Here is a 15,757-nt window from a genome sequence, read left to right on the forward strand (position 1 = left end):
CCGCCCCCCGCCGGGCAGGGCCGCCGCCCCCGGGGGGGGGGCCGCCCCCGGGGGCGGCCGCCCGCCGGCCCGCCCCCGGCGCGCGGCGGCCCCGCCGCTGGTCCCGCAGCGGCTCGGCTCGGCCGCGTTCCTGGCCGCGCACGGCGTGTGCCAGCCCTACCTCGCCGGGGCCATGGCGGGCGGCATCGCCTCCGCCGACATGGTCATCGCCCTCGCCCGCGAGGGATACCTCGGCTCGTTCGGCGCGGCCGGACTGCTGCCGGAGACCATCGAGAAGGCGCTCGCCCGGTTCGCGGCGGAGATCCCCGGCCGGCCGTTCGCCGTCAACCTCATCCACAGCCCCAGCGAGGAGCGGCTGGAGCGGGAGGCCGTCGAACTCTTCCTGCGGCACGGCGTGCGCTGCGTCGAGGCGTCCGCGTTCATGGCGCTGAGCCCGCACGTCGTGCGCTACCGGCTGGCCGGCCTGCGGCAGGGCCCGGACGGCCAGGCCGTCGCCGAGCACCGGGTGATCGCCAAGATCTCCCGCACCGAGACCGCCGAGCGGTTCATGCGGCCCGCCCCGGCCGCCACCGTCAGCGCCCTGCTGGAGCAGGGCCTGATCACCCCGCTCCAGGCCGACCTCGCGAAGTACGTGCCGATGGCCGACGACATCACGGTGGAGGCCGACTCCGGCGGCCACACCGACCGCCGTCCGCTGCCCGCGCTGCTGCCGAGCATCCTGCGGCTGCGCGACACCGTGCAGCGCGAGCACCGCTACCCGGTGCCGATCCGGGTCGGTGCGGCGGGCGGGCTCGGCACGCCGCTCGCCCTCGCCGCGGCGTTCGCGATGGGCGCCGCGTACGTCGTCACCGGCTCGGTCAACCAGTCGTGCGTGGAGTCCGGGGCGTCCCGGGCGACGAAGACGCTGCTCGCCGAGGCCGGCATCGCCGACTTCGAGATGGCGCCGGCCGCCGACATGTTCGAGCTCGGCGTCGAGCTGCAGGTGCTGAAGAAGGGCACGCTCTTCCCGATGCGGGCCAAGAAGCTGTACGAGCTCTACCAGGCCTACGACGGCCTGGAGGCGCTGCCCGAGGGGGAGCGGGCCCGGCTGGAGGCGCAGGTGTTCCGGCGGCCGCTGGCCGACGTGTGGGACGAGTGCGTCGGCTACTTCGAGCGCCGCGACCCCGCGCAGCTCGCCCGGGCCGCGGACAACCCGAAGCGGCGGATGGCACTGGTCTTCCGCTGGTACCTCGGGATGTCCTCGCGCTGGGCGACCGTCGGCGACCCCGACCGCACGCTCGACTACCAGATCTGGTGCGGCCCGGCGATGGGCAGCTTCAACGACTGGGTGACCGCCAGCTACCTCAAGGCGCCCGGCAGCCGGCGCGTCGCCGAGGTCGCGCACCACCTGATGCGCGGCGCGGCGTTCCACACCCGGCTGGCGCAGCTCCGCACGGCGGGCGTGCACGTGCCCGCCGCCGCGGCCGACTACCGGCCGGTGCCGCTGGAGTCGTCGGTCGGCTCCCTGGAGGGGGCGAGATGACCGACGTCCTCGACCGGCTGGCGGCGCCCGCCGAGCAGCTGGAGCAGCGGCTCGGCCCCGCCGACGACCCCGCCAACCCGTACGGCTTCGCCGCCGCGGCCCGCCGCGACGACGCCGGCGCCTACCCCGACGACCTGGCCGCGGCGCTCCGCTCGGCCGGCTTCCACCTCGACTACCTGCCGGCCGGGATGGGCGGCACCTTCGCCTCCTTCGACCGCAGCCTGCTCCTCGTGCGGGCCGCGGCCCGCCGCGACCTCAACGCGATGCCGGCGACGATGTTCTCCGTCACCGCCGCCACCTGCGTACGCCTGCACGGGTCCGCCGCGCAGCAGGCGCAGGTCGCCGGACTGCTGCGGGCGGGCGGCGCGGTGGCGTTCGCCCTGTCGGAGGCCGAGCACGGCAGCGACCTGCTGGCCAACACGACCCGCCTGGTGCCCGATCCGGCGGGCGGCGGCCACCTGCTGACCGGCGAGAAGTGGATGGTCGGCCTCGGGCAGCGGTGCGACGCCGCGTACGTCGTCGCCCGCACCGGCGAGCGCGGGCCGGGGGCGTTCACCGCCGTGCTGCTCGACCTCGCCACCGCCGGGCCGGGCCTGGACCGCGGCGCGCCCGTGCCCACGGGCGGCATGCGCGGCATCGACTTCGCGCACCTGCGCTTCGACCGCCTGCCGGTCGCCGCGGAGCAGGTCGTGGGCCGGCCCGGCGAGGCGCTGGAGGTGGCGGTCAAGGCGCAGCAGGTGGTGCGGCTGATGTCCACCGCGGGCAGCCTCGGCTGCGCCGACACCGCGCTGCGCCTCACCCTCGGCTTCGCCGCCGGACGCCGTACCGGGAGGGCCGTCCTCCTGGACACCCCGTACCAGCGGCGGGAGCTGGCGGTGGCGTCGGCCGCGCTGCTCGCCGCCGACGCGGTGGCGCTGGCCGCGGCCCGCGGCATCCACGCGGCGCCCGAGCAGTTCAGCGTCTGGGGCTGCGCGGCGAAGCACGTCGTCGCGGAGGCCGTCGAGGACGCCGTCGCCCGCTGCGGCGCGACGCTGGCGACCCGGGCGGTGCTGCGGGCCGAGGGCCCGGGCGGCGGCCTCTTCCAGAAGCTGCAGCGCGACGCCGCCCTGGTGCGCGTGGTCGACACCAGCACGCTCGCCAACCTGCGGTCGTTCAGCGGCCAACTGCCCGCCCTGGCACGGGCGGGGACGGTGACGGCGGACGACGACCGCGCCCGGGCGGTCTTCGCGCTCGACGCGCCGCTGCCGCCGTACGACCCGGCCCGGCTCGACCTCAACGCGCGCGGCCGCGACCTGCCGACCGGCACGCTCGGTGCGGTCGCGGCGCCCGCCGCGGCCGCCCTCGCGGAGGGCGGCGCACCCGCGGTCGCGGCCCTCGCCGAACAGCTGCACGCCGCCCTGCTCGCGCTGCCCGCCGAGGCGGAGCAGGCCCGGCCCGGCAACGAACTCGTCGACCTCGCCGAACGGTTCGCCTGGCTGCAGGCCGGGGCCTGCTGCCTGCAGCTGTGGTGGGCGAGCCGGCACCTGCCGCTGTACGGGCAGAAGCCGGGCTCCGCCGGCTGGCTCGGCGCCTGCCTGGCCTACCTGCTGGCCCGGGCCGACGGCCGGCCGCCGCGCCGCGCGGCCGAGCTGCTCGCCCCGGCCCTCGACACCGTGCTCGACCTCACCGCGGCGGGCCGGATGTACGCGGCCGCGCCCGCGGCGCTGGCCTGACCGCCCCCTGCCCTCACGTGACCGGAGGAGACCGGTGTCGAAGTCAGAACTCGAACGGCTCGCATCAGAGTTGGAAAACCACCTGGGAGATCCGCACGATCCGGCGAGCCGCATGCCGTTCGAGCGGATCCTCGACCACGACGAACGCGAGGAGTACCCGTACGCCTTCGTCAACCTGCTGCAGCGCTGGGGGGTGCACGAGTACAACATCCCCGAGGCGCAGGGCGGCCGGGCCGGCGACGTCGAGACCGGCTTCAACCTGCTGCGCCTCATCGCCCGCCGCGACCCGACCACCGCCACCGCCCTCATCATCACCAGCCTGGCGTTCCTGCCCGCCTGGATCGCCGGCACCGACGAGCAGAAGCAGTACCTCGTCGACGCCATGAAGCAGGGCAGCCGCTACGCCTGGGGCCTGTCCGAACGCAACCACGGCAGCGACGTGCTCAGCAACGAGATGCGCGCCGAACGCGTCGACGGCGGCTACCTGCTGACCGGCGAGAAGTGGCTGATCGGCAACGCCCGCGTCGCCGACGGCCTCACCGTCTTCGCCCGCACCAAGGAGTCGGGCGGCCCCGCCGGATACTCCATCCTCCTGCTGGAGAAGCGCCGCACCCCGGCGGGCGCCGTCGAGGAACTGCCCAACGAGCGGCTGCACGGCCTGCGCGCCCTCGACATGAGCGGCATCCGGGTCGACGGCGTCTTCGTGCCCGAGGCGAACCGCCTCGGCGCCGAGGGCGCCGGCCTGGAGATCGCCCTGCAGACCTCCCAGGTCGCCCGGACCCTCATCGGCTCCATCGCCCTCTCCGCCGTCGACACCGCCCTGCGGGTCACCCTCGACTTCACCGAGCACCGGGTCATCTTCGGCCGCACGGTCAGCGACATCCCGTACTCCCGGCGCCAGCTGGCCGAGTGCTTCGCCGACCTGATGGTCGCCGACGCGGTCAGCCTCGGCGCGGTCCGCAGCCTCCAGCTCGTGCCGGAACAGGCCAGCGTGTGGTCGTCGGTGGCGAAGTACCTGGTGCCGACGACGCTCGAACGCACCATGTCGCAGCTCAACATCGTGCTCGGCGCCCGCTTCTACCTCCGCGGCCTGCCGCACTACGGCATCCACCAGAAGATGCTCCGCGACCTCCTGGTGGCCAACTTCGCCGACGGCAACACCGTCGTCAACCTCAAGAACCTCGCCCTCCAGCTGGACGCCCTGCTCGCCGCCGCCGTCGAGCCGCCCGCCGCCGCGGCCGCCGACGCGGAGGAACGCGTCCGCACCCTGTACGGCCTCGACACCCCGCTGCCGCTCTACCGCCCCTGGGACCAGGAGCTGTACAGCCGCGGCCGGGACGACGCCCTGCTCGCCGCACCCGCCTCCCTCGCCGCCCTCCGCCGCCTCGCGGAGGAGGCCAAGGGCGACGAGCGCGACCGCCTCACCCGCGCCGCCGACACCGCCGGGGACCTCCTCGGCCGGGCCCGCGGCCTGCGCAGCCGGTGCCTCGCCCTGCGCGCCGAACTCGGCCGCGACTACGGGCAGTCCGCCGAGCTGTTCGACCTCGCCAAGGAGTACTGCCTGCTGCACGCCGTCGCCGCCTGCGTGCACACCCACGTCCACTCGGCGGAGGCCCTGGAGGACCCGCTGCCCAGCGGCGCCCTGCTGCTCCTCCAGCTGGAGCGGCTGCGCCGCCACTGGTACCCGCACGAGGCCGTCACCGACAGCGCCGTCGTCGACGAGGTGATGGACGTGCTGCGCCGCCTCTACTGGGAGAACCGGCTGTTCTCGCACCGGCCGTTCCCGCTGGCCGAGCGCACCGGCCCCGGCCCCGCCGACGGATGACCCCGTGAACGCGCACCGGAAGGAGCCCGCCCATGGCACGACACCCCCGGACCCGCGCGGCCTGCCCGTCCTGCGGGGCGGGCGGATCACGCGACCGGCTCGACCCGGATCTCAAGGTCTGCCCGCCCTGCCGGGAGCGGCTGCGCTGGGAGATGTCGGAGTGGCTGAAGCAGCTCGTCGGCATGGGCGTGCTGGGCACCGCCCCGGCGCCCCGGCCCCGGCGGAGGCGTGATGTCCGCACGTGACGGCCACCTCTGGCTGCTTCCCGAGCCCGCCGTGGAGGCGTTCGCGGCCCGGCACGGCGGGGCCGCCCTGCTCGGCCCGGACGAGCGGACGCATCTGGCCCGGCTGCGCCGCGAGGCCTCCCGGCGGCGCTTCCTCGGCGGCCGGGTGCTCGCCCGGTACGCGCTGAGCGCCCGTTCGGGCCGTCCGCTGGACGGCTGGCGGGTGCGGGCCGGTGACGACGGCCGGCCGGAACCCGAACCGGCCGGCGACGGCCTGCGCTTCAACCTCTCGCACACCGACGGCATGGTGGCGTGCCTGGTCACGGCGGGCGGCACCTGCGGGGTCGACGTCGAACCCTCGGTGGCCGGGCCGGACGCCGTCCGCCACCTGCCGCGGCACTTCGCGCCGGCCGAGCGGGCCGCTCTCGCCGTCCTGCCGGAGGGCGAGCGGCCGGCGGGGATCGCCGCGTACTGGGTGCTGAAGGAGGCCTACCTGAAGGCCGTCGGCACCGGGCTGCGCCGGGAGCTCTCCGGCTTCTCGTTCAGCCCGCCGGCCGTCACGCCCATCCGGCTGACCGACCCGCTCCGGCCGGTCGCCGAGAACGCCGCCTGGCATTTCGAACTGCTCAGTCCCGCTCCGGGTTTCGTCCTCGCCGCCGCGGTGCAGGGCGGCCGCGGCGGCCGGATCCACCGCACCCTGATCGCCTCCTAGCCTGCGAAGGAACCCCCGCATGTCTGCTCCCACCAAGCCCCGGGTCGCGGTCGTCGGCGCCGGAGTGGCCGGCCTGTCCGCCGCGTACCGGCTGCGCGAGCACGCCGAGATCACCCTCTTCGACGAGGAGCCCCGTCCGGGCGGCCACGCGAACACGATCGAGGTCGAGGACGCCGGACGGCTGCTCGGCATCGACACCGCGTTCGTGGTCTTCAACAAGCCGAGCTACCCGAACCTCAGCCGGTTCTTCACCGAGCTGGGCGTTCCCACCCGCCGCCACGAGGGCGGCTTCAACTTCTTCGACCTGGACACCGGACTCCAGTACGGCACCGAGGAGATGGCGCTGCCGGAGGACGAGGTGCTGGCCCGCTACCCCGCGGAGTTCCACACCATCTGGCGGGAGGCGCACCGCTTCCACCAGGAGGGCCGCAAGGACTTCCTGCGCAAGCGCACCGACGTGCCGCTGGGGGAGTACCTCGACCGGGGCGGCTACAGCGCCGAGTTCCGGTACGGCTACGTCATCCTGCTGTGCACGGCGGTGTGGTCGGTGCCGGCCGAGCTGATCTGGGAGATGCCGGCGACGACGGTCATCGCCTTCTTCATGGCGCACGACGAGGGCGGGCTCGGCGGCCGGCGCGTCGACTGGCAGACGGTGGAGGGCGGTTCGATCTCGTACGTGCGGCGGGCGGTGGCGGCGATCGACCCGAAGCTGCGGCTCGGCGAGCCGGTGCTGTCGGTCACCGAGCAGCCGGACGGCGTCACCGTGTCGACGGCGGCGGGCGCGGAGCGCTTCGACCACGCGGTGGTGGCCGTGCACGGCGACCAGGCCCGCCGGCTCCTCACCGAGCCGAGTGCGCTGCAGGGCGAGACGCTCGCGCGCATCCGCTACAACGCGTCCGTGGCGGTGCTGCACACCGACCCGTCGGTGATGCCCGCCGACCGGTCGCGCTGGGACAACTGGAACTACGGCAAGGTCACGGCCGACGGCGGGAGCCGCCCGTACGTCGCGTACTACATGAACCGGCTGCACGGATTCACCTCCGAGCGCGACTACTTCGTGACCCTCGACTACCCGCTGCCCGTGCGGGAGGAGACGGTGATCCGCGAGCTCCGCTACGAGCACCCGGTCATCGACCTCGATCTGCGCACCCTGCAGAAGACGATCTACCGCGTCAACGAGGGCACCCGGATCAAGCTGGCCGGTTCGTACTTCCACTCCAAGCAGCTGCACTACGACCAGATCGGTTCGCACGAGGCGGGGTTCTCCTCGGGGCTGGAGGCGGCGGAGCAGCTGCTGCGGGAGCTCGGCCGCTGAGCGGTCTCCGCGGGGCGTCCGGCCGTCGGGGCGCACCGGTCGCCGAAAAAACTGGCATCGGACATCTCCACTCTCTATAGTGGATAGTGCAAGGTGCCATTATCGGTACCGGCGGACCGCCCCGGGGTGGTTCGCCGGGCCGGCGACCGAGGAAGGCTCCCTCCATGCCCACACTCCCCTGGATCACGCCGAACGCCCCTCGGCCGCAGACCCGTGCTCTCGTGATGGCCTCCCGGCTGGAGGTCCGCTCGCTCTCCGACGTGCCGCGCTTCTTCCTGAAGTCCCTCGCCGCCTGGAAGCAGGTGCGCACCGCCCCCGGCGCCCTCGGCGCCTCGCTCATCGCCGAGCCGCTGAAGCGCACCTTCTGGACGCTCTCCGCATGGGAGACCCGCGAGGCCCTGTACACCTACGCCAAGACCGAGCCGCACTACTCGATCATGACCTCGCTGCGGTCGACCATGCGCGACTCCACCTTCACCTTCTGGGAGGTGCCGGTGGAGGAGCTCCCGATCCTCTGGCCGGACGCGCGGCGCCGGCTGGCCGAGCAGCGGCAGGCCGACGCCGCCGCGGCCGCCGAGGGTTCTGCCGCCGGGGGTGCGGCCGAGGGCTGAGGCCGGTCGGGGTCCGTGCCCGGCCCCTCCCTGTTCCGGCCCTGCGGGGCCCCGTCGCACCACACCCGAAGGAGATAGGTGTCATGTCCTCGACAGCAATGACGGGGTCCCGCCCCGCACCGGCCGACCCCGGCCCCACGGTCCCGCTCTGGCTCTCGATCGTCGCGTGCAGCGTGCCGATGTTCATGGTCGCGCTCGACAACCTGGTCGTCTCGACCGCCCTGCACACCCTCGCCGTCGACCTCAAGGCCGACACCCAGGACCTCCAGTGGTTCGTCAACGCCTACGTCCTCAGCTTCTCCTGCCTCCTGCTCACCGGCGCCGCCCTCGGTGACCGCTTCGGCCGCCGCAAGGTCTTCACCATCGGCATCGCGATCTTCACCCTCTCCTCGATCGCCTGCGGCCTCGCCGACACCAGCGCCCAGCTCATCGCCGCCCGCACCGTGCAGGGCTTCGGCGCCGCCGCCGTCATGCCGCTCTCGCTGACCCTCCTCTCGCAGGCCGTGCCCGAGCGCCTCCGCAGCCTCGCGCTCGGCCTCTGGGGCGCCGTCAGCGGCCTCGCCATCGCCCTCGGCCCGGTCGTGGGCGGCGCCGTCGTCGACGGCCTCGCCTGGGAGTGGATCTTCTGGATCAACGTGCCCGTCGGCCTGCTCGCCGTCCCGCTCGTCCTCAAGGTCCTCCGCGAGAGCCGCGGCGAGCGCGCGAGCCTCGACGTCCTCGGCATGCTGCTCGCCTCCGCCGGCCTGCTCGCCCTCGTCTGGGGCATCGTCAACGGCGCCGAGCACGGCTGGACCTCCGCCCGGATCGTCGGCGCCTTCGTCGCCGGAGCGGTCCTGCTCGTCGCCTTCGTCCTCTGGGAGCGCCGCGTCGAGCACCCGTTGCTCCCGCTCGGCTTCTACCGGATCCGCGCCTTCACCCTGACCAACATCGTCTCCGCCTCCATGTACTTCGGCGTCTTCGGGTCGATCTTCTTCCTCTCCCAGTACCTGCAGATCGCCCCGTACCGCACCCCCCTCCACGCCGGCGTGCTCACCCTCGCCTGGACGCTGATGCCGATGGTCATCGCCCCGATCGCCGGGGCGCTCACCGACCGGGTCGGCGGCGGGCGGCTGATGGCCCTCGGCCTCTTCCTGCAGGCCGCCGGCCTCGCCTGGATCAACCTGGCCGCCACCGACGACACCCCGTACTCCCGTCTGGTCGGCGCGATGCTCCTGGCCGGCGCCGGCATGGGCTTCGCGATCGCCCCGACCGCCGCCGTCGTGCTCGGCGCCGTCGGCCCGGAGCACCGCGGCAAGGCCTCGGGCGCCAACACCACCGTCCGGGAGATCGGCGGCGCGCTCGGCATCGCGGTGCTGAGCAGCGTGTTCCTGGAGTACGGCAGCCCGGACTCCGCCCAGCACTTCGTCGACGGCCTGCACCCGGCGGTCTGGGTCGGCGTCGCGGTCGTGGTCGCCGGCGGCGTCTGCGCCCTCTTCATCCCGCGCCCGCCGCGGCCGGCCGCCGGGGCGCCGGCCGAGGTGCCCGCGGACGAGCCCGCCCCGGTCGTCGCCTGACCGGTCCGCCCCGTACGCCCGCAGGCCCCCCGGAACGCTCCGGGGGGCCTGCGCGTGTGCGGGCCGCGGGCCCGAGCCGTCGCCCTCAGCCGCGGGCGGCCTCGAACGCCCGGTGCGAGGCGTCCGCCTGGGCGAGCCGGCGCATCGCACCGATCAGGGCGTCGCCCAGCACCGTGCCCAGCACCGCCCCCTCGACCTTGCTGTCCAGGCCCTCGCGGCGGCCGATCATCGCGAGTTCGGCGGTGGAGAGCCGCTCCGCGGCGACCGCGTAGTCGTCGAAGAGGTCGAGCAGGTCGTCCTGGCGGAGGTCGCGGAAGGTCACGACCAGCTGGGCGAGGGCACGCCGGGCCGGATTGTCCGGCTTGACCTCCCACCCGTGCCGCTCCACGAGGGCGTCGACCAGCTGCTCGGCCCGTGCCCAGGCGTCCGGGTCGGCCGCGACGGGTTCCGGCGTGACGGCGGCCTGGGCGATGCCGAGCACGCGGTGCAGGCTGAGGCCCGGTTCGTCGACGGCGTTGAGCACGTCGCGGGTGGCGGCGACCGAGAGCTTGCCGACGTCGACCATCGCGCGGACGAGCTTCAGCCGGTGCACGTGCGCCTCGCCGTACTGCGCCTGGTTCGGGCTGGTCAGCTCGCCGCCGGGGATCAGGCCCTCCCGCAGGTAGTACTTGATGGTCGGCACCGGCACCCCGGTCCGCCGGCTCAGCTCTCCGATGCGCATCGCGTCCCGTCTCCCGAGTGCTCCCGTGGTCCGTGCGGGTGGGCCGCGGACCGATATGGATAGCATACGTCTCCAAAATGCCCCGCGGGCCCGGACGGAGCACCCGCCCGGACGGCCCGGCGTCCCGTATACCGTGGAGCGCGTGCAGGTACTCCAGAACGCTCCGCTCGCCCCGCTGACCACCCTCCGGCTCGGCGGCCCGGCCCGCCGGCTGGTCACCGCCACGACCGACGAGGAGGTCGTCGCGGTCGTCCGCGAGGCCGACGCGGCGGGCGAGCCGCTCCTCGTCCTCGGCGGCGGCTCCAACCTGGTGATCGGCGACGCGGGCTTCGAGGGCACCGTGCTGCGGATCGCCACCCGCGGCTTCGTCCTCGACGGCACCGGCCTGGAGCTGGCCGCCGGCGAGGTCTGGGCCGAGGCGGTCGCCCGTACGGTCGACGCGGGCCTGGCGGGCATCGAGTTCCTGTCCGGCATCCCCGGCTCGGCGGGCGCCACCCCCGTGCAGAACGTCGGCGCCTACGGCCAGGAGGTCGCCGGGACGGTCACCTCGGTCACCGCCTACGACCGCCACCTGGGCGACACGGTCACCCTCACCGGCGCCGAGTGCGCCTTCTCCTACCGGCACAGCCGCTTCAAGGCCGACCCGGACCGGTACGTCGTGCTGCGGGTGCGCTTCGGGCTGGAGGACGCCGCCGGGCAGTCCTCCCCGGTGAAGTACGCGGAGGTCGCCCGGACGCTCGGCGTCCTGGCCGGCGAGCGGGTCGACCTCGCCACCGCCGCCAAGACCGTCCTGCGGCTGCGGGCGGGCAAGGGCATGGTGCTCGACGAGGCCGACCACGACACCTGGTCGGCGGGTTCGTTCTTCACCAACCCGGTGCTCACCGCCGAGCAGTACGCCGCCTTCACGGCCCGCCCGGGGGGCCCCGACGCCCCCGCCTACCCGGCGCCGGACGGCTGCACCAAGACCTCGGCGGCCTGGCTGATCGACAACGCCGGCTTCACCAAGGGCTACGGCGACGGCCCGGCGACCCTCTCCACCAAGCACACGCTGGCCCTCACCAACCGTGGCGCGGCCACCACCGCCGACCTGCTGGCGCTAGCCCGCGAGATCCGCGACGGCGTGCGCGCCGCCTTCGGCGTGGAGCTGGTGAACGAGCCCGTGATGGTGGGCGTCGCACTCTAGCGCGGCCGCCGCCGCCGGGGTGTCGGCGCCGTCCAGCCAGGCGTCGATGCCGGCCAGCAGCTCCTTGCGCACCGACTCCGGCGCCACCGAGCCGCGCACCGACTGCCGGGCCAGCTCGGCGAGCTCGGTGTCGCCGAAGCCGTGCACGGTGCGCGCCGCGTCGTACTGGGCGGCGAGCCGGGAGCCGAACAGCAGCGGGTCGTCGGCGCCCAGCGCGAGCGGCACCCCGGCCTCGAAGAGCGTCCGCAGCGGCACGTCCTCGGGGCGCTCGTAGACGCCGAGCGCGACGTTGGAGGCCGGGCACACCTCGCAGGTGACACCGCGGTCGGCGAGCCGGTCGAGCAGGCGGCGGTCCTCGGCGGAGCGCACGCCGTGCCCGACCCGGCCGGCGCCCAGGTCGTCCAGGCAGTCGCGCACCGACTCCGGGCCCGCCAGCTCGCCGCCGTGCGGAGCGGCCAGCAGCCCGCCGCTGCGGGCGATGGCGAAGGCGCGGTCGAAGTCGCGGGCGAAGCCGCGCCGCTCGTCGTTGGAGAGCCCGAAGCCGATCACGCCCTGGTCGGTGTAGCGCACGGCGAGCCGGGCCAGCGTGCGGGCGTCCATCGGCGACTTCATCCGGTTCGCGGCGACGACGACCCGGATGCCCACGCCGGTCGCCGCGGAGGCCTCCCGCACCGCGTCGAGGATCAGCTCCAGCGCCGGGATCAGCCCGCCGAGCCGCGGCGCGTACGAGGTCGGGTCGACCTGGATCTCCAGCCAGCGGGAGCCGTCGCTCCGCTCGTCCTCGGCGGTCTCCCGGACGAGCCGGCGGATGTCCGACTCGTCGCGCAGCACCGAGCGGGCGGTGTCGTAGAGGCGCTGGAACCGGAACCAGCCTCGCTCGTCGGTCGCCCGCAGCTGCGGGGGCTCGCCCGAGCTGAGCGCCTCCGGCAGTCGCACGCCGTGCTTGTCCGCCAGCTCCAGCAGGGTGGCCGGACGCATCGACCCGGTGAAGTGCAGGTGGAGGTGGGCCTTGGGGAGGGCGGCGACGTCGCGCGGGACGGAAAGGCGATCCATCCACCGATCCTGCCGCATCCGGGGGCCGAACGGGAGCCGCCCCCCTGACATCCCTCGAAAGAATGAGTTTCGACGGGATGTCAGGGGGGCGGCAACGGCCCGGGGGCCGGTCTCAGCCGCGCGCCTCGGCCAGCAGCTGCTGCAGCCGGGTGACCCCCTCGACGAGGTCGGCGTCGCCCAGGGCGTACGACAGCCGCAGGTAGCCGGGGGTGCCGAAGGCCTCCCCGGGCACGACCGCGACCTCGGCCTCGTCCAGGATCAGCGCGGCCAGCTCCGCCGAGGTCCCCGGCCGGCTGCCGCGGATCTCGCGGCCCAGCAGGCCCTTCACCGAGGGGTAGACGTAGAACGCGCCCTCGGGCTCGGGGCAGACCACGCCGTCGATCGCGTTGAGCATCGCCACGATGGTCCGGCGGCGGCGGTCGAAGGCCGCCCGCATCTCGTCGACGGCCGACAGGTCGCCCGCCACGGCGGCGAGCGCGGCCCGCTGCGACACGTTCGCGACGTTCGAGGTGGCGTGCGACTGCAGGTTGGCCGCGGCCTTCACGACGTCCGCCGGGCCGATCAGCCAGCCCACCCGCCACCCCGTCATCGCGTACGTCTTCGCCACGCCGTTGACCACGATGCACCGGTCGCGCAGCTCGGGCAGCAGGGCCGGCAGCGAGGTGAACTCCGCGTCGCCGTAGACCAGGTGCTCGTAGATCTCGTCCGTCAGCACCCACAGGCCGTGCCCGGCGGCCCAGCGGCCGATCGCCTCGGTCTCCCCGCGGGTGTAGACCGCGCCGGTCGGGTTGGACGGCGAGACGAACAGCACGACCTTGGTCCGGGGGGTGCGGGCCGCCTCCAGCTGCTCCACCGAGGCCTTGTAGCCGGTGGTCTCGTCGGTGACGACCTCGACCGGCACACCGCCCGCGAGCCGGATCGCCTCCGGGTAGGTCGTCCAGTACGGGGCCGGGACGACGACCTCGTCGCCCGGGTCGAGGATCGCGGCGAACGCCTCGTAGATGGCCTGCTTGCCGCCGTTGGTCACGAGCACCTGCGAGGCGTCGACCGCGTAGCCGGAGTCGCGCAGCGTCTTGGCGGCGATCGCGGCCTTCAGCTCGGGCAGTCCGCCGGCCGGGGTGTACCGGTGGTTCTCCGGGTCCTGGCAGGCGGCGACGGCGGCGTCGACGACGTAGCCGGGCGTCGGGAAGTCGGGCTCGCCCGCCCCGAAGCCGATGACCGGACGGCCGGCGGCCCTGAGGGCCTTGGCCCGGGCGTCCACGGCGAGCGTGGCGGACTCCGCGATGGCGCCGATCCGGGCGGACACCCGGCGGTCGGCAGGACTGGTGTGGGCGGGGGTGGGAGCGCTCATGGGTGCATGGTCGCAGAGGGGTCGGGGCCGGTCACGGGCGTTCCGGCATGTGTACCGGCCGTTCCGCGGCCCGGGCGGACGCCGTCGGCGACGGGATCACGGCGGAATGAGGTTCGACCAAACGCTCAAGAACCCGTATGCTCGTCGCTCGATGGCCCCCGAAGTGCGGTTCCGCCGATGCGTCCACCACGCAGCGTCCCGGATACGGTAGGTTGGGGGTCAACTCCGGGGCCGCGAGGCACCGTAGGGCACTAGCTCAATTGGTAGAGCACCGGTCTCCAAAACCGGCGGTTGGGGGTTCGAGTCCCTCGTGCCCTGCTGCTTGATCCGTACCGAGCCCGTTCGCTCCGCAGAGCGAGCGGGCTTGATGCGGAGAGGGCCCCGCCAGCTACGCATTCGCCGGACAGGTCGTGCCTCCAGGGCGCGCCCCTCGGCAGGACCCGGATTCAGGTGAGGACGAGTGACGGAGACCACGGGCTCCACCGCGACGCCTGAGAGCGGCAACCCCGAGGGTGCCGACGGCGCTGCCGCCACGCCTGAGGGCGATGACAAGGCTCTCTCCCGTCGCGACCGCAAGCGTGCCCGCAAGGGCGAGGGCGGCGAGCGCAAGTCGGGCAAGCGGGCCAAGAAGGGCCTGTTCGCCCGCATCGCGATCTTCTACCGCCAGATCATCGCCGAGCTCCGCAAGGTCGTCTGGCCGAGCCGCAACGAGCTGCTCCAGTACACCACCGTCGTGGTGGTGTTCGTCGTGGTGGTCATGCTGGCCGTCTACGGCATGGACACCGGCTTCGCGAAGCTCAGCCTCGTCATCTTCGGCTGATCCCCGCCGCCGGACCGGCCGACCTCTCCTCGTCGGACGCCTCCGGCCTGCCGGACGACGCCCCCGGAAGCCCGCCCGCCCGCACACCCGATCGACACCAGGCCCCGCGCCCGGTGCGGGGTGAGCGGCGAAGGCGGGCTTTCGGCGCAGACCGGGCAGGCCCGCTACCGTTGACTCGGTACTGTTGAGGTATCCGTTCCACATCCCAGGAAAGAAGCAGCGCCCGTGTCTGAGTCCCCCCTGTACGACGCCGACGAGACCGTCACCGAGGCGGATGTCGCGGCCGAGGCTGCCGACACCGAGGCCGTGGAGCAGATCCTCGACGCCGCGGACGCCGACGAGGACGAGGTCGAGGCTTCGGACGAGGCGGAGGCGGGCGAGCCGGCCGAGGTCGACGCGCTGCACGAGGTCTCCGCCGACGACGAGACCGCCGCCGACGACGAGGTGTCCGAGGCCGACGACGAGGCCGAGCCCGTCGAGGAGGTGGAGGTCGACCCGGTCGTCGAGTTCCGCGAGAAGCTCCGCCTGGCCCCCGGCGAGTGGTACGTCATCCACACCTACGCCGGCTACGAGAACCGCGTGAAGCAGAACCTCGAGCAGCGCTCGGTCTCGCTGAACGTCGAGGACCGCATCTTCGAGTCGGCCGTGCCGCAGGAAGAGGTCGTCCAGATCAAGAACGGCGACCGCAAGACCATCCGCCAGAACAAGCTGCCCGGCTACGTCCTGGTCCGCATGGAGCTGGACGCCGAGTCCTGGGGCGTCGTGCGCAACACGCCCGGTGTCACCGGGTTCGTGGGCAACGCCTACGACCCGTACCCGCTGACCCTGGACGAGGTCGTCAACATGCTCGCCCCGGACGTCCAGCGCGCCGCGGCGAAGGAGGCCGGCAAGGCCTCGCCCGTCCGCCCGGTCGAGGTCCAGGTGCTCGACTTCGAGGTCGGCGACTCGGTCACCGTCACCGACGGCCCGTTCGCCACCCTGCAGGCGACCATCAACGAGATCAACCCGGACTCGAAGAAGGTCAAGGGCCTCGTCGAGATCTTCGGCCGCGAGACCCCGGTCGAGCTGTCGTTCGACCAGATCCAGAAGAACTGACCCACGCCGTCGGCTGCGGGGCGGGGCCACGGCCCCGCCCCGCAGCCGTTTTGGTCCAGG

The 15,757-nt window shown here is 74.1% G+C and carries 14 protein-coding genes and 1 tRNA gene; 12 read left to right on the forward strand and 3 right to left on the reverse strand.

The window, feature by feature from the left end; genetic code table 11:
• From SNE206_RS09710 to SNE206_RS09745, 8 genes are all read left to right on the forward strand, one after another.
• The coding region (locus SNE206_RS09710; protein WP_407912969.1) for a PfaD family polyunsaturated fatty acid/polyketide biosynthesis protein at positions 1-1,522 on the forward strand (1,522 nt) is incomplete at its 5' end.
• Complete coding sequence (locus SNE206_RS09715) at positions 1,519-3,234, forward strand: acyl-CoA dehydrogenase family protein (RefSeq protein ID WP_407912970.1); 1,716 nt, start codon at positions 1,519-1,521, stop codon at positions 3,232-3,234. The genes SNE206_RS09710 and SNE206_RS09715, both read left to right, overlap by 4 nt.
• Positions 3,235-3,268: 34 nt before the next feature.
• A complete protein-coding gene (locus SNE206_RS09720; protein WP_407912971.1) occupies positions 3,269-5,059 on the forward strand; it encodes an acyl-CoA dehydrogenase family protein in 1,791 nt (596 codons plus the stop codon).
• A gap of 32 nt (positions 5,060-5,091) precedes the next feature.
• Positions 5,092-5,304, forward strand: coding sequence for a hypothetical protein (locus SNE206_RS09725; RefSeq protein WP_405012846.1), 213 nt, complete (start codon positions 5,092-5,094; stop codon positions 5,302-5,304).
• Positions 5,291-5,995: a 4'-phosphopantetheinyl transferase family protein gene (locus SNE206_RS09730; protein WP_407912972.1), complete on the forward strand. Its 705-nt coding sequence runs from the start codon at positions 5,291-5,293 to the stop codon at positions 5,993-5,995. Before SNE206_RS09725 ends, SNE206_RS09730 begins: the two co-directional genes overlap by 14 nt.
• Before the next feature lie 19 nt (positions 5,996-6,014).
• Positions 6,015-7,310, forward strand: coding sequence for an NAD(P)/FAD-dependent oxidoreductase (locus SNE206_RS09735; RefSeq protein WP_407912973.1), 1,296 nt, complete (start codon positions 6,015-6,017; stop codon positions 7,308-7,310).
• Positions 7,311-7,474: 164 nt separating this feature from the next.
• Positions 7,475-7,921 carry a DUF3291 domain-containing protein gene (locus SNE206_RS09740; protein WP_407912974.1) on the forward strand — a complete coding sequence of 149 codons (447 nt, stop codon included), beginning with the start codon at positions 7,475-7,477 and terminating at the stop codon, positions 7,919-7,921.
• A gap of 83 nt (positions 7,922-8,004) precedes the next feature.
• Entirely contained in the window at positions 8,005-9,474 is a 1,470-nt protein-coding gene (locus SNE206_RS09745; RefSeq protein WP_407912975.1) for an MFS transporter, read from the forward strand.
• An 85-nt stretch (positions 9,475-9,559) separates the two neighbouring features.
• On the opposite strand, the gene SNE206_RS09750 is transcribed toward SNE206_RS09745, so the two are convergent.
• A complete protein-coding gene (locus SNE206_RS09750; RefSeq protein WP_407912976.1) occupies positions 9,560-10,195 on the reverse strand; it encodes a MerR family transcriptional regulator in 636 nt (211 codons plus the stop codon).
• Between the two features lie 142 nt (positions 10,196-10,337).
• Between SNE206_RS09750 and SNE206_RS09755 the strand changes: the two genes are divergently transcribed.
• Positions 10,338-11,378 (forward strand): UDP-N-acetylmuramate dehydrogenase, encoded by a 1,041-nt coding sequence (locus SNE206_RS09755; RefSeq protein WP_407912977.1) that lies wholly within the window; start codon positions 10,338-10,340, stop codon positions 11,376-11,378.
• On the opposite strand, the gene SNE206_RS09760 is transcribed toward SNE206_RS09755, so the two are convergent.
• Both SNE206_RS09760 and SNE206_RS09765 read right to left on the reverse strand, forming a co-directional pair.
• Positions 11,292-12,431, reverse strand: coding sequence for an adenosine deaminase (locus SNE206_RS09760; RefSeq protein WP_407912978.1), 1,140 nt, complete (start codon positions 12,429-12,431; stop codon positions 11,292-11,294). The two genes, SNE206_RS09755 and SNE206_RS09760, sit on opposite strands and share 87 nt — an antisense overlap.
• A 112-nt stretch (positions 12,432-12,543) precedes the next feature.
• The gene (locus tag SNE206_RS09765; RefSeq protein WP_407912979.1) at positions 12,544-13,782 is read right to left on the reverse strand and encodes a pyridoxal phosphate-dependent aminotransferase; all 1,239 of its coding nucleotides are present in this window, start codon (positions 13,780-13,782) and stop codon (positions 12,544-12,546) included.
• Positions 13,783-14,027: 245 nt separating this feature from the next.
• Between SNE206_RS09765 and SNE206_RS09770 the strand changes: the two genes are divergently transcribed.
• The 3 genes from SNE206_RS09770 (at position 14,028) to nusG (ending at position 15,697) form a co-directional block, all read left to right on the forward strand.
• Positions 14,028-14,100: transfer RNA gene (locus SNE206_RS09770), tRNA-Trp, on the forward strand.
• Between the two features lie 142 nt (positions 14,101-14,242).
• Positions 14,243-14,602 (forward strand): preprotein translocase subunit SecE, encoded by a 360-nt coding sequence (gene secE, locus SNE206_RS09775; RefSeq protein WP_405012855.1) that lies wholly within the window; start codon positions 14,243-14,245, stop codon positions 14,600-14,602.
• Between the two features lie 225 nt (positions 14,603-14,827).
• Complete coding sequence (gene nusG / locus SNE206_RS09780; protein WP_407912980.1) at positions 14,828-15,697, forward strand: transcription termination/antitermination protein NusG; 870 nt, start codon at positions 14,828-14,830, stop codon at positions 15,695-15,697.
• The last annotated feature ends 60 nt before the right edge of the window (positions 15,698-15,757 follow it).

It is taken from the genome of Kitasatospora sp. NE20-6 (assembly GCF_045862635.1).

Coding starts and splice junctions, on each gene's coding strand:
- SNE206_RS09715 (WP_407912970.1), top strand. CDS start 1,519: ATGACCGACGTCCTCGACCGGCTGGCGGCGCCCGCCGAGCAGCTGGAG.
- SNE206_RS09725 (WP_405012846.1), top strand. CDS start 5,092: ATGGCACGACACCCCCGGACCCGCGCGGCCTGCCCGTCCTGCGGGGCG.
- SNE206_RS09730 (WP_407912972.1), top strand. CDS start 5,291: ATGTCCGCACGTGACGGCCACCTCTGGCTGCTTCCCGAGCCCGCCGTG.
- SNE206_RS09735 (WP_407912973.1), top strand. CDS start 6,015: ATGTCTGCTCCCACCAAGCCCCGGGTCGCGGTCGTCGGCGCCGGAGTG.
- SNE206_RS09740 (WP_407912974.1), top strand. CDS start 7,475: ATGCCCACACTCCCCTGGATCACGCCGAACGCCCCTCGGCCGCAGACC.
- SNE206_RS09745 (WP_407912975.1), top strand. CDS start 8,005: ATGTCCTCGACAGCAATGACGGGGTCCCGCCCCGCACCGGCCGACCCC.
- SNE206_RS09750 (WP_407912976.1), bottom strand. CDS start 10,195: ATGCGCATCGGAGAGCTGAGCCGGCGGACCGGGGTGCCGGTGCCGACC.
- SNE206_RS09760 (WP_407912978.1), bottom strand. CDS start 12,431: ATGGATCGCCTTTCCGTCCCGCGCGACGTCGCCGCCCTCCCCAAGGCC.
- SNE206_RS09765 (WP_407912979.1), bottom strand. CDS start 13,782: ATGAGCGCTCCCACCCCCGCCCACACCAGTCCTGCCGACCGCCGGGTG.